General features: G+C 67.0%; 14 protein-coding genes. 4 read left to right on the top strand and 10 right to left on the bottom strand.

Annotated elements, in window-relative coordinates:
* Nucleotides 1–336: 336 nt before the first annotated feature.
* Complete coding sequence (gene dapD / locus AADZ90_RS06270) at nt 337–1,161, bottom strand: 2,3,4,5-tetrahydropyridine-2,6-dicarboxylate N-succinyltransferase (protein ID WP_367308595.1); 825 nt, start codon at nt 1,159–1,161, stop codon at nt 337–339.
* Between the two features lie 105 nt (nt 1,162–1,266).
* On the opposite strand from dapD, the gene AADZ90_RS06265 reads away from it, so the two are divergent.
* A complete protein-coding gene (locus AADZ90_RS06265; protein WP_367308596.1) occupies nt 1,267–2,112 on the top strand; it encodes an LOG family protein in 846 nt (281 codons plus the stop codon).
* On the opposite strand, the gene AADZ90_RS06260 is transcribed toward AADZ90_RS06265, so the two are convergent.
* The 3 genes from AADZ90_RS06260 to AADZ90_RS06250 all read right to left on the bottom strand — a co-directional run bounded on the left by AADZ90_RS06260 (nt 2,109) and on the right by AADZ90_RS06250 (nt 5,511).
* Nucleotides 2,109–2,513: a hypothetical protein gene (locus AADZ90_RS06260; protein ID WP_367308597.1), complete on the bottom strand. Its 405-nt coding sequence runs from the start codon at nt 2,511–2,513 to the stop codon at nt 2,109–2,111. The two genes, AADZ90_RS06265 and AADZ90_RS06260, sit on opposite strands and share 4 nt — an antisense overlap.
* Before the next feature lie 36 nt (nt 2,514–2,549).
* Nucleotides 2,550–3,731, bottom strand: coding sequence for a dual-specificity RNA methyltransferase RlmN (gene rlmN / locus AADZ90_RS06255; RefSeq protein ID WP_367308598.1), 1,182 nt, complete (start codon nt 3,729–3,731; stop codon nt 2,550–2,552).
* 79 nt (nt 3,732–3,810) lie between these two features.
* Entirely contained in the window at nt 3,811–5,511 is a 1,701-nt protein-coding gene (locus tag AADZ90_RS06250; protein ID WP_367308599.1) for an acyl-CoA dehydrogenase, read from the bottom strand.
* Nucleotides 5,512–5,563: 52 nt separating this feature from the next.
* On the opposite strand from AADZ90_RS06250, the gene AADZ90_RS06245 reads away from it, so the two are divergent.
* On the top strand, nt 5,564–6,544 hold the full coding sequence (locus tag AADZ90_RS06245) for an L-threonylcarbamoyladenylate synthase (RefSeq protein ID WP_367308600.1): 981 nt from the start codon (nt 5,564–5,566) through the stop codon (nt 6,542–6,544).
* Here the strand turns inward: AADZ90_RS06245 and AADZ90_RS06240 are convergent.
* Nucleotides 6,541–6,663 (bottom strand): hypothetical protein, encoded by a 123-nt coding sequence (locus AADZ90_RS06240; protein WP_367308601.1) that lies wholly within the window; start codon nt 6,661–6,663, stop codon nt 6,541–6,543. The genes AADZ90_RS06245 and AADZ90_RS06240 overlap by 4 nt on opposite strands.
* A 101-nt stretch (nt 6,664–6,764) precedes the next feature.
* Here AADZ90_RS06240 and gcvA point away from each other — a divergent pair, with 101 nt between their 5' ends.
* The gene (gcvA, locus tag AADZ90_RS06235; protein ID WP_367308602.1) at nt 6,765–7,700 is read left to right on the top strand and encodes a transcriptional regulator GcvA; all 936 of its coding nucleotides are present in this window, start codon (nt 6,765–6,767) and stop codon (nt 7,698–7,700) included.
* 117 nt (nt 7,701–7,817) lie between these two features.
* Here gcvA and AADZ90_RS06230 read toward each other — a convergent pair whose 3' ends face one another.
* The 3 genes from AADZ90_RS06230 to AADZ90_RS06220 form a co-directional block, all read right to left on the bottom strand.
* Entirely contained in the window at nt 7,818–7,985 is a 168-nt protein-coding gene (locus tag AADZ90_RS06230) for a YdcH family protein (RefSeq protein ID WP_367308603.1), read from the bottom strand.
* A 120-nt stretch (nt 7,986–8,105) separates the two neighbouring features.
* A complete protein-coding gene (locus AADZ90_RS06225; RefSeq protein WP_367308604.1) occupies nt 8,106–8,873 on the bottom strand; it encodes a tRNA1(Val) (adenine(37)-N6)-methyltransferase in 768 nt (255 codons plus the stop codon).
* Nucleotides 8,870–9,085, bottom strand: a complete 216-nt coding sequence (locus AADZ90_RS06220; protein WP_367308605.1) for a putative signal transducing protein — start codon at nt 9,083–9,085, stop codon at nt 8,870–8,872. Before AADZ90_RS06220 ends, AADZ90_RS06225 begins: the two co-directional genes overlap by 4 nt.
* A gap of 57 nt (nt 9,086–9,142) precedes the next feature.
* On the opposite strand from AADZ90_RS06220, the gene AADZ90_RS06215 reads away from it, so the two are divergent.
* Nucleotides 9,143–10,141, top strand: a complete 999-nt coding sequence (locus AADZ90_RS06215; protein WP_367308606.1) for a polyprenyl synthetase family protein — start codon at nt 9,143–9,145, stop codon at nt 10,139–10,141.
* On the opposite strand, the gene AADZ90_RS06210 is transcribed toward AADZ90_RS06215, so the two are convergent.
* Nucleotides 10,117–11,010, bottom strand: a complete 894-nt coding sequence (locus tag AADZ90_RS06210; RefSeq protein ID WP_367308607.1) for a 4-(cytidine 5'-diphospho)-2-C-methyl-D-erythritol kinase — start codon at nt 11,008–11,010, stop codon at nt 10,117–10,119. The genes AADZ90_RS06215 and AADZ90_RS06210 overlap by 25 nt on opposite strands.
* The gene (locus AADZ90_RS06205) at nt 11,003–12,730 is read right to left on the bottom strand and encodes a tetratricopeptide repeat protein (RefSeq protein WP_367308608.1); all 1,728 of its coding nucleotides are present in this window, start codon (nt 12,728–12,730) and stop codon (nt 11,003–11,005) included. The genes AADZ90_RS06210 and AADZ90_RS06205 overlap by 8 nt, the downstream gene beginning before the upstream one ends.
* Nucleotides 12,731–12,814: the final 84 nt, after the last annotated feature.

Here is a 12,814-nt window from a genome sequence, read left to right as displayed (position 1 = left end):
GGTTCCCGCCGAGGGGTGGTTTAACCGGATCCGAATCGCGGCGCCTCTGGCGGGTGGCCGTTTTCCGGAAGCGTCCGTTGGTCTTTGGGGTTGGCGGGGGGGTGAGTATTTTTGGCAAGATGAGGAGGAGCGTCGCGAGCTCGGAAGAAGGCGCGTTAAGGTTAATTGGTGTTGAGGTTAATGCAGGGATTGTGGGCAGCGGGTGAAGACCGGCGCGCGCGAGCGGTCGGCCGGGGGCTGTCTTCGGGCAGTTAGCGGTGGGACGGTTTGCAGAGAGTTTCGGCCGGAGAGCGGCCCGCGGCGCCTGCTGCGCGACGCCGGGATCGATCGGTTGCGTCAGTCCCGCAACAATTCGTTGATCGAGGTCTTCGAGCGGGTCTTTTCGTCGACCCGCTTGACGATCACAGCGCAGTAGAGATTGACGCCGTTCTTCGACGGCAGAGAGCCCGCCACGACGACCGATCCGGCGGGCACTTCGCCATACATGACCTCGCCGCTCTCGCGATCGACGATCTTGGTGGACTGGCCGATGAAGACGCCCATGCCGAGGACGGAGCCCTCGCGGACGATGCAGCCTTCGACCACCTCGGACCGGGCGCCGATGAAGCAATTATCCTCGATGATCGTGGGGCCCGCCTGCATGGGTTCGAGCACGCCGCCGATCCCCACGCCACCAGAAAGGTGCACGTTCTTGCCGATCTGCGCGCAGGAGCCGACGGTGGCCCAGGTGTCGACCATCGTGCCCTCGTCGACATAGGCGCCCAGGTTCACGAAGGACGGCATGAGCACGACGCCGGGCGCGATATAGGCGGATTTGCGGACGATGCAGTTCGGCACCGCGCGAAAGCCCGCCGCGCGCCAGGCATTGTCACCCCAGCCCGCGAACTTGCTGTCGACCTTGTCCCACCAGCCGCCGCCCTGGGGACCGCCGGGCTGGATCTCCATATCCTTGATGCGGAAGCCCAGCAGCACCGCCTTCTTGGCCCATTGATTGACGTGCCAGTCGGCGCCGCGCTTTTCGGCGACCCGCAGGCTGCCGCTGTCAAGTGCGGCGAGCGTGTCCTCGATCGCCTCGCGGGTTTCGCCGCCGGTGGCGGGGCTGATGGTTTCGCGGGCCTCCCACGCGGCTTCGATGGCGGCTTCAAGCTGATCGTTCGACATGGGGATGGGTCTTTCACGGGTGGCCTCGGATGCGTGCGGGCTATAGTGAGGTTTCCGGGGCCGCGCAACGCAACCGGCCTCGATGGGCAAGAAGGACAGAGCTTGATGAAGGACGACCGGAGCCATCCGCTTCGCCACAGCCGAGAGGACCGCGACGCGTCGAGCCACGTGCCGCAGACGCCGCAGACGCTGTCGCCCACCTATCGGCTGGCCTTCACAGATGACGAGTTTCTCTGCCGGTCCGAGCTGCGCCCTGTGCGCCTGCAACTGGAGCTTCTGAAGTTCGAGCTGCTCCTGGACGAAGCCGGGATCATGTCGACCGTTGTGCTGTTCGGTGGGGCGCGCATTCCGGCGCCTGACCGGCGGGAGACGGCGCGGACCGAGACGCTGGCCGATCTGAGCAAACACTATGACGAAGCGCGGCGCTTTGCCCGGATCGTGACGGAGCGCTCATTGGCGGGTGGCGGGCAGGAGAACGTGATCGTGACGGGCGGCGGGCCGGGTGTCATGGAGGCGGGCAACCGCGGGGCTGCGGATGCGGGCGGCCGGTCGGTCGGGCTGGGGATCGTACTGCCACACGAGCAGGCCCCGAACTCCTATGTGACGCCAGAGCTCAGCTTCAACTTCCACTACTTCGCGATCCGCAAGATGCATTTCCTGATGCGGGCGAATGCGGTCTGCGTTTTCCCGGGCGGCTTCGGCACGCTGGATGAGCTGTTCGAGACGCTGACGCTGATCCAGACGGGCCGAATGCAGCGGGTGCCTCTGCTGCTGTTCGGGCGGGCCTTCTGGGAGCGGATCGTGAACTGGGATGCGCTGTCGGAGGCGGGGACCATCGCGGCGGAGGATCTGGAGCTCTTCCGCTTCGTCGACAGCGCCGAAGACGCCATCAAGGCGATGGAGAACTGGGAAGGCGCGGGCACCAAGCGGGAGAAGATCCCGGCGCGCTAGCGGTATCCCAGGCGATGCCTGTGGTGTGGGAACGGTGCGTTGAACCGTTCGGCGAGGCGGATATAGGAGCAACCCAGCTCTGAGGCTTTGCAGAGGCGCTTGCCGTCGGTATCGCACAGGACAAGCCCGCCGCCAGCCTCCCGCAGAACGTAGCCTTTCCGGCGAAGTCGCTGCGCCAGATCCTTCCAGCCGCTCGCATAGGCGAGATCGTCAGCGAGTAGCGCCCGCAAGGGAGCGACGAGCCGCTCATCCGCCCTGTCGGGCGGCTTCGCTTGGCGGCGGCGCAGATCCCGTTCGATGGCGCCGCGCACGATGGCGCCGATCGTCACATCTTCGTGCCGGGCAATCGTCGCGAGGGCACGCTGCATTTCCCGTGAGAGCTTGAAAGAGACGTCTTCCATGTCCGCGATCGTCGCGCATGCGTGGTTAAGACCGACTTAAAGGCCGGCCTCCGCGGCGATCTCGGCCCGCGACTTCCGCTGCCGCTCCGTCGCCGATTTCAACTGTCCGCAGGCGGCCATGATATCCTCGCCCCGCGGGGTACGGATCGGGGCGGCGTAGCCCGCTTTGTAGATGATATCGGCGAAGGCCTCGATCCGGTTCCAGGGCGAGCGCTTGTAGGGCGCGCCGGGCCATTCGTTGAACGGGATCAGGTTGATCTTGGCCGGGATGCCCTTGATCAGTTTGATCAGACGGCGCGCGTCTGCGTCGCTGTCGTTGATCCCGTCAAGCATGACGTATTCGAAGGTGATCCGTTCGGAATTCGAGGCCTTGGGATAGGCGCGCAGCGCCTCGATCAGCTCGGCGATGGGCCAGCGGCGGTTGATCGGGACGAGCGTGTCGCGCACCTCGTCCGTCGTCGCGTGGAAGGAAACGGCCAGCTGGCAGCCGATCTCGGTGGCCGTCCGCGCAATCTCGGGCACGACACCGGAGGTCGACAGGGTGATGCGGCGGCGGGAGAGCGAGATCCCCTCGGGATCCATCGCGATCTTCATCGCGTCGCGCACATTTTCGAAATTGTAGAGCGGCTCGCCCATGCCCATGAGCACGATGTTCGACAGGAGCCGCGTTTCGTTCTTCGGCTGGCCTGGCACCGGCCATTCGCCCAGATCGTCGCGGGCGACGAGGATCTGGCCCACGATCTCTCCCGCGGTCAGGTTGCGCACCAGCTTTTGCGTGCCGGTATGGCAGAACGAGCAGGTCAGCGTGCAGCCGACCTGGGAGGAGATGCAGAGCGTTCCGCGGTCTTCTTCGGGGATATAGACGACCTCGACCTCGTGGCCGCCTGCGATCCGGACGAGGTACTTGCGCGTGCCGTCGGCGCTGACGCTGCGGTTCGTGACTTCGGGGATGGCGACGACGAAGCGTTCCTCGAGCATCGCGCGGTAGGGCTTGGCGAGGTTGGTCATGGCGGCGAAATCGCGCACGCCCTTTTCGTAGATCCACTGCCAGACCTGGCCCACGCGCATCCGCGCCTGCTTTTCGGGGGTGCCCGCGTCGATCAGGGCCGAGCGCATCTCGTCCCGCGTCATGCCGACGAGATTGACACGGCCGTCGGCCGCCAGCGCCTCGCGGCGCGGGACGGTCAGAAGGTCAGGCGTGATCGGGGCATCGGCCATGGCGGGGTACCTAGTGAGTCGGAGCGCGCATTGCTACAGCAAGTGCGCCCCGAACCCAATCCCCTAGGGATTTTGGCCCTTAAGCCGCGAGGTCTTCGTTCGTGAGTGCCGCGACGGTGCCGGCCCCGTCGCGGACCTGGGCCAGCAACGCGACATGCTCGGGCAGGAGGCGACGGATGTAGAGCGCAGCGAGCCTCTGTCGGCTTTCGTCCCCGTGGATTGCGGAGGCGAGGTGGTAGGTGCCGCCCAGAACCCGGGCGAAGGCCTTGAGATAGGCTGCCGCGCCGGCAAACCGGTCGGTCATGTCCTGTTCGACCAGCCATTCGGTGGTCTCGCGCAGGGTCTCTGCCGCCTGCCACACGGCCTCGCCCAGCTCGGGCAGCTTGGTGCGGGCCTCTTCGGCGCAGGTCTCGATCTCGTCGAGAAGGCGGAAGGCGGCCTCGCCCCCGTCCATCAGCTTGCGGCCGACGAGGTCCATCGCCTGGATGCCGTTCGTGCCCTCGTAGATCGCCGTCACCCGCACGTCGCGGGCATATTGGGCGGCGCCGGTTTCCTCGATGAAGCCCATGCCGCCATGGACCTGGACGCCTTCGTGCGACACGGCCATGCCGACCTCGGTCCCGAAGGCCTTGGCGATGGGGGTCAGGAACGCGGCGCGGGCCTGCCAGTCGGCGTCGCCGGTGGCGGTCGCCATGTCGATGGCGACAGCGCAGGCGAGCGTGATCGCGCGGGCGGCGTAGGTGTCGGCCTTCATGGCCGAGAGCATCCGGCGGACATCGGCATGTTCGACGATCGCGCCAGTGCCGGGCGCCTTGCCCTGCTTGCGGTCCATCGCGTAGCCCAGCGCGTGCTGATAGGCGGCTTCGGCCACGCCGACGCCCTGCACGCCGACGCCAAGGCGGGCGTTGTTCATCATGGTGAACATCGCGGCCATGCCCTTGTGCGGCTCGCCGATCAGCCAGCCCTTGGCGCCGCTATATTCCATCACCGCCGTGGGTGAGCCGTGCAGGCCCATCTTGTGTTCGAGGCTGACGACCCTGAGGTCGTTGGCCACACCCGCATTGCCGTTCTCGTCGGGCAGGCGCTTGGGCACCATGAAGAGGCTGATCCCCTTCGTCCCCGGCACGGCATCGGGCAGCCGGGCGAGGACGAGGTGGCAGACATTTTCCGTAAAGTCGTTGTCCCCCCAAGAGATATAGATCTTCTGGCCGGTGATCGCGTAGGTGCCGTCGCCGTTGGGTTCGGCCTTGCTGCGCAGGGCACCCACGTCGGAGCCTGCCTGCGGCTCGGTCAGGTTCATCGTGCCGCACCATTCGCCCGAGACCAGCTTGGGGATGTAGAGCGCCTTGATGTCGTCCGAGGCATGATGCTCCAGCGCTTCGATCTGGCCCTGGGTCATCAGCGGGTTGAGCTGCAGGGACAGGCAGGCGGACGACATCATCTCGTTCACGGCGGTCGTCAGCGTGTGCGGCAGGCCCATGCCGCCATAGTCCGGATCGGCCGAGATGCCGACCCAGCCGCCGTCTGCGATGGCCTGATAGCCCTCGGCAAAGCCTTTGGAGGTGCGGACGATGCCGTTTTCCAGCCGCGCCGGATCGGTGTCGCCATTGCGCTGAAGCGGCGCCAGCACATCCTCGCACAGCTTGGCCGCCTCTTCGAGGATCTGCGCGGTCAGGTCCGGCGTTGCCTCCGCGAAGCGGTCTGTGGCCGTGACCTGATCGAAGCCGGTCACATGGTCCATCAGGAAGCGGAAGTCGGCGACGGGGGCGCGATAGGGCATGGCGTGACCTCGGAGGCGGGCGTAAATACGGGACTTGACGGAAGGGTTAAGGATGGCAGGCGATCCCGCAACCGAAACGCGGCGTCATAAGGGCGCGACGCTGGGGCTGGGCCCGGATGACGCCGGGATCGCGCGGGCGGCGGGGATCCTGCGCGAGGGCGGGCTCGTCGCGTTTCCGACCGAGACGGTCTATGGGCTGGGCGCCGATGCGCGCAATGCGGAGGCGGTGGCGCGGATCTATGAGGCCAAGGGACGGCCCAGCTTCAACCCGCTGATCGTCCATGTCGCGTCCGTCGAGGAGGCGGGGCGGATCGGCGAGCTGCGCGGCGCGTCGCGGGCGATGGCGCAGGCAATGTGGCCTGGGCCGCTGACATTGGTTTTGCCGTTGAGGGAAGAGGCGGGGATCGCGCCGCTTGTGACGGCGGGGCTGTCCAGCGTGGCGGTCCGGGTGCCGCGGGGCGACGTGGCGGGGCGGCTGCTGACAGAGTTCGGCGGGCCGGTCGCCGCGCCGTCGGCCAATCCGTCAGGGCGGGTGAGCCCGACCACGGCGACCCATGTGTTCAAGGGGCTGGGCGGGAAGATCGACGCGGTCGTCGATGGTGGCACCTGCGATGTGGGTCTCGAATCGACCATCATCGACCTCTACGGCACGCCGCGCCTTTTGCGCGCGGGGGGCGTGCCGGTCGAGGACGTGGAGGAGATGCTGGGCATGCCCCTGATCGCGCCGCTGCCGGGGGAGGAGATCACGGCGCCCGGGCAGCTTTCGTCCCATTACGCGCCAGCCGGGGCGATCCGGCTGGATGCGACCGAGGCGCGGGAGGGCGAGGTCATGCTGGGCTTCGGGGCGGTCCCGGGCGACCTGACGCTGTCAAAGAGCGGCGACCTGGTCGAGGCCGCCGCCTGCCTCTTCGACCGCCTCCACCAGCTGGACGCGATGGGGGCGGAGCGGATCGCCGTCGCGCCGATCCCCGAGGCGGGGCTGGGCCGGGCGATCAACGACCGCCTGCGCCGGGCCGCGGCACCGCGAGATTAGCGGCGCGTTTCGCGCTTGCCGAAGAGCCAGGAGAGCCCGTCGCGGACGGTCTGGGCGCGGGTTTCATGGGCGGCGCGCATGGCGTTTCTCAGGCGGGTGTCGGTTTGGAATTCAAGCATCTGGGCCTCCATCATCTGGGATGCCCCTTAGATGCGCCTTTCGCAGTCTTCCGACAAACGAGTCTTTTCACGGCTTCGATTAAGATTTACTTATGTGAGGCATGAGTGATCGTCTGCCGCCCCTCACCGCCCTGCGCGCCTTCGAGGCTGCCGCCCGGCACCTGTCCTTCGCCAGGGCGGCGGATGAGCTGGGCGTCACGCCCGCGGCTTTGTCGTTTCAGATCAAGTCCTTGGAAGAGCATCTGGGCCAGCCGGTCTTTCGCCGCCTCAACCGTGCGGTGGAGTTGACCGAGGCGGGGCGCGCGCTGGAGCCGGGGGCGCGCGAAGGGTTCGCGATGCTCACGGCGGCCTGGCGGTCTGCAAGAAAACTGAACGATACCAGCGTCCTGACCGTGACGGCGGGGCCCGCCTTCACCTCGAAATGGCTGGCGCCGCGGCTGTTTTCGTTCGCGCAGGAGAACCCGGATATCGAGCTGCGATTTTCGGCGAGCCTGCGGATCATGGATTTCGACCGGGACGAGGTGGATCTGGCCATCCGCTTTGGCCAGGGCGCGGACGAGGGCTTCTATTCCCGCGTCCTGATCGAGGAGTGGATGGCGCCGATGCTGACGCCGGCGCTGGCGCGCGGGATCTCGCGCCCCGAACACCTGCTGGAGCTGCCGCTGCTGCATCAGGACGATATAGCTTTCCTTGACCCACCGGCGGACTGGCCCGCCTGGTTCAAGGCGGCGGGGGTGGCGGCTGACCGGACAGCGGGGACGCATTTCAGCCAAGCGGATCACGCGATCAACGCCGCCCTTGCGGGGGCGGGCGTGGTGCTGGGCCGCGTGTCGCTGGCCGAGGCGCATCTGCGGGAGGGGCAGCTGGTGATGCCGTTCGATCTGGCGCTTTGGGCCAACGCGACCTACCGGCTGGTCTGTCCGGAAGGGATGGAAGTGCGACCACAGATCGCACGCTTCATCGAGTGGACCGCCGGGCAGGTGGCAGAGATCGAGGCGTTGACCAGACGACAGAGTTTTCCACAGCCCGGAGTTTAGGGCCCGAATCGCCATCCGGCGACAGAGACAGAAACGAAAACTCTGTTGCCCCGCCTGCGGCAGGGGATCACTCGCAAAAGGCCTGCCGCGGCTTCGCGCGGGCAGGCCCAAGGATGGTCAGTTGGCCGTGAGCCGGGAAATTTCCTCTTTCAGATGAAGCTTTTGCTTCTTCATCTTCGCAATGGCGAGATCGTCGTATCCGGGGCTTCGCTGCGCCTCTTCCACCTGTTCAGAAAGGGCCTCGTGCTTCTTCCTCAGTTCCTCGACATGCGATGTCAGGCTCATTGGCATCCTCCTTTCCGTTGCGTCATAATCCAATGGGATCACAGAACCGAAGGCCTGTCACGCTGCACGGCAGCGTATCCACGGATCTGTCCACAGGAACCGGAAAGTCTTGCCGAAGCCTTAACTCCAGAGGTTCAGCGGCGCTCCGTTTCGCAGCACCTGAGAAATGCGCTGCGTGTAGTCGTCGCCGTCGGTGACATGCCGGTCCCCCTCGTGCAGCACGAGTGGCGCTGCAAGCCGGGGCGCAGCGCGGCCGCCTTTCCTGGCGTGGACAAGGACCAGATGCGCATCGCGGCCCACCCGGCCCGCGATCGGCAAGAATTGCAGGCTGCCGAGCCGCTCGAGGCTGGCTGCGATCAGCTCCGGCAGGCGCTCGGCCCGCTGGATGATGGTCAGCGTGCCTTTGGGAGCGAGGCGCCGGGCGGCCGCGTCGACCCAGGCCTTGAGCGGAGCGGTCTCTGCCAGGCCCGTTTCGCGCCCCGTGTCGGGGGACGGGCTGCGCCTGCCCTCGCGGAAATAGGGCGGGTTGGCGATGACGTGGTCGAAGTTGCGCTGGCGCAGGTCGGCGGGGAGCGTCTGGATATCGGCGGTGACAACCTCTGCCGCGATCCCGTTGAGCGCCGCGTTCTTGCGGGCGAGATCGGCGTAATCGGGCTGCAGCTCGACACCGGTCAGGGCGATCCCGGGGACACGCACGGCGAGGCAGAGGCCCGCAACGCCCCCGCCGCAGCCGAGATCAAGCACGCTTTGGCCCGTCCGCGCCGGGCAGGCGGCGGCCAGAAGCACCGGATCGATCCCCGCCCGATATCCGCCGCGTGGCTGGAGAAGCGTCAGCCGCCCCCCGAGAAAGGCATTCCGCGTCAGATCAGCCGGATCGAACCCCGTCACCGTCCGAGATCGATATCGTTGTCGCGCAGCACGACTTCGGCCATGAACAGGTCTTGGGTCCGGACGAACAGACGGCGCGGCAGAATGCCGATGCTGCCTTCGAGAACGCTCATGTTTACGTCCCCTTCGAACCACCGTATATCCTCGCCATCGAGAAGGGCCTTGGCAAAGGCGATGACGGTCGGATCGTTGCTGCGCAAAAGCTCTTTCATATCCATCACCTATGGCCCGGCCCTTGCCTTGTCGAGACCGGGCGCCGGACACGCCCCATGAGCCTCGACCTCGCTTCGCAGAAACCCCATGACCGGCTGGCCGCCGCGCTGGCCGACGATTTGTCGGCGGTCAACACGCTGATCCGCGCACGCATGGCGTCGGAACATGCCCCCCGCATCCCCGAAGTGACGGCGCATCTGGTGGAGGCGGGCGGCAAGCGGCTGCGGCCGATGCTGACGCTCGCCTCGGCCAATATGTGCGGCTACGACGGGCCCTATCACGTCCACCTCGCCGCGACGGTGGAGTTCATCCATACGGCGACGCTGCTGCATGACGACGTGGTCGACGAGAGCGAGCAGCGCCGGGGACGGCCGACCGCGAACCTGCTGTGGGACAATCAGTCAAGCGTCCTGGTTGGCGATTACCTGTTCGCGCGGGCGTTCCAGCTGATGGTCGAGACGGGCAGTCTGCGGGTCCTCGACATCCTGTCGAACGCCGCGGCGACGATTGCCGAGGGCGAGGTGCTGCAGCTGTCTGCGGCGCGGGATCTGGCGACGGATGAGGGCATCTACCTCAAGATCGTGCGCGGAAAGACGGCGGCGCTGTTTTCCGCGGCGATGGAGGTGGGCGGCGTCATCGCGGGCCAGCCCGACGATCTGGTGCAGGCGCTTTACGATTACGGCGACGCGCTGGGGATCGCGTTTCAGATCATGGACGACCTGCTGGATTACGGCGGAACGGACGCGACGGGCAAGAATATCGGTGACGATTTCCGCGAGCGGAAGCTGACCCTGCCGGTGATCAAGGCGATCGCCGCCGCCTCGGACGAGGAGCGGGCGTTCTGGGTGCGGACGATCGAAAAGGGCGACCAGCGCGACGGCGATCTGGACGAGGCGCTGGCGCTTCTCGCCCGGCATGGCGCGATGGAGGCGGCACGGGCCGATGCCCTGGGTTGGATCGGCAAGGCGAAGACCGCGCTGCAGCAGTTGCCCGAGAGCCCGCTGCGCGGGATGCTGGCCGATCTGGCGGATTACGTGGTGGCGCGGATCAACTGAGGTTTGACGTCGACGCCCGTCTTCGCGGCGGCGACCCACCAATCGGGCCAGTCCCTGGACAGCATGCGCGCCGCCGCCTTGGCTGCGGCAACCGTCGGGTAGATCCCGAAACAGGTCGCGCCAGAACCCGACATGCGTGCCAGGCGGCACTCTTCCGTGCGGTGAATCGCGTCCAGCACGTCGCCGATCACCGGGGCGATCGACAGGGCGGGGGCGGCGAGATCATTGCGCTGCTCTTCCAGCCAGTCGATGACCGCGTCAAGCGTATCGGGCGTTGCGTCAGGCGCGTCGATGGGCGGGTTGTCCTTCCCCTCCAGCATGCGGAAGACCATGGGCGTGGGCACGCCGACGCGGGGGTTGACCAGGACGGTCGGCAGCGGCGGGATGTCGGGCAAGGGCGCGATGCGCTCTCCGATGCCGGTCACGCGGGCGGTGCGGCTGACGACGCACATGGGGATATCGGCGCCGAGCGCCAGCAATGCGTCGCGGGCGCTTTCGTCCATCGCGACCGGATCGTATCCGGCGAGCCCCCGCAGCCCGCGATAGCAGGCCGCGGCATCGGCGGAGCCACCGCCAATGCCCGCCGCGACCGGCAGGCGCTTTTCCAGATGGATCTGTAGAGGTGCCCCGCTCCAGAAGCGCCTTGCGACCTCGGTCACCAGGTTCCCGTCGCTGGGCGAGAGGCCCGATGCCTCGGGCCCGCCGATGGTCAGGGTCGGTGCGGAGGCGTCCGAGATCGTCAGCGTATCGCCCACATCGGCGAAGGCCACGACACTGTCGAGCAGGTGATAGCCGTCTGACCGCTGCCCGACGACGTGGAGCGATAGGTTGATCTTTGCGGGCGCGAAGACGCGAATGGCGTCAGCCATCCTCGAGGACGGGCTCGTCCTGCGCGACCTGCTGCACCTTTACATTTTCCAACTGATAAACCTGGTCGAGACCGATTTCGAGCTTCATGCGGATACGGTCCGCCGTCTTCGCATTCGGACCGAAGGACAGCGCGCGCTGCCACTGGAACCGCGCCTCGGTCACCCGCCCGACGGCCCAGTAGGCGTCGCCCAGGTGGTCGTTGATCGTCGGATCGACGGGTTCCAGCTCTGTCGCCCGCTCAAGCTGGGTGACGGCTTCCTCGTGGCGGCCCAGGCGGTAGAATGCCCAGCCGAGGCTGTCGATGATGTGCCCGGCATTGGGCCGCGCCTTGGCGGCACGGTCGATCATCTCAAGCGCTTCGGTCAGCTTGAGGTTCTTCTCGAGCAGCGAATAGCCGAGGTAGTTCAGCACCTGGGGCTGGTCCGGCCGCTTCGCCAGCGCGGTGCGGAAATCGGCCTCGGCCGCGTCCCATTGGCCGCTGCGCTCATGCGTGATGCCGCGATGGTAGAAAAGCGCCCAGGGCGCCGCATCGCCGTAGAGGTCGAGCGCCTTCGCATAGGCCTCTTTCGCTTCCTCGTAGCGGCGGGCGCGGCGCAGCGCGTCGCCAAGGCGCGTATGGACGCGTGGCAGGGTGCCGTGGGTTTCGGTCAGCTGCTGCAGGATTTCCAGCGCCGTGTCGGGGCGCCCGGCGCGGCGCATCGCATCGGACCGGCCCAGTTCGGCCGAGAGATAGGCGGGATCCTCGCGCGGGACCATGTCGTAGGCGGCCGTCGCCAGGTCGAACTGGCCCATCCGCTCGAGCACCTGGGCGCTTTTCAGGATGGCGTCCGTATGGGTCGGGTCCAGATGGGTGGCCATGCGGATATACATCAGCGTGAAGTCATCCTCGAGCTCGCCATCGAGCGCGCTGGCGACCGAGAAGAAGATTTCGGCAATGCCTTCGCGGGCGTTTTCGACCAGGTCGAAGCCCAGCGTTTGGCCCGTTTCAAGCTGTGTCTTCATGCGCGCGATGCCGGGGCCAACGTCGGCGCCGAAAAGTCCGGTGAGCAGGGAGAGCGCCCTCTCCTGTTCGCCCATCGCGCTGAGGATCTGGATGCGGGCCTTGGCGCCGCGGCGGCTTTTCGAGATCGCCTCGCCCGCCGGGCTGGCAAAGATCTCTTCCGCGCCGGCAAGATCCCCGGATGTCGCAAGGGCCAGCGCCTTGTGGTAGAGCGCGAAGCCGGCAAGGCCGGGCGTCGCCACGACGTCGTCGAACGCGGATGAGGCGGCAGGCATGTCGCCTTGACCCACAAGCGCCCAGGCCCGGACCAGACCGTCGACGAGCGGGCCGATATCTTTCCCGCTGTCCAGCGCCGCAAGGATCGCGCCGTAGTCACCGCTTAACGCGTCGTCGGCGGTCAGGACCATATCGGCGATCTGGCTGGTACCGCCGGCCATGCGCAGGTTCTTGGCAATCGTGATCGCCTGCGGCATCCGGCCCGCGCCGACCTGGGCAGCGATGGCTTTGTCCATCACGGGCAGGTAGCCGGGGTTTTCGAGCATGGCCTGGACGAAATAGCGTGCGGCGGCTTCGTAATCACCCTGGTGGCCTGCATGGCGGGCGGCAAGGTAGGCGCCTGCGCCTTCCTGCGCCCATGCGCCGGTCGTGGAAATCCCAGTGGACATCAGCGCCGCGACAGCCGCGCCCAAGGCCAAGCGGCCCGCTTTCGTCCTTGTCATGTGCCCGTCCCCTTGCCTGAGTCTCTTGTGCCCCAGGTCACAGCCTATTCGCGGCAAAGGTGTGGCGGCTAGAGGGAAAACCCC

The sequence above is a fragment of the Aestuariibius violaceus genome (assembly GCF_040779325.2).
Taxonomy (GTDB): Bacteria; Pseudomonadota; Alphaproteobacteria; order Rhodobacterales; family Rhodobacteraceae; genus Aestuariibius; species Aestuariibius violaceus.
This window is presented reverse-complemented; position numbering and strand designations above follow the sequence as displayed.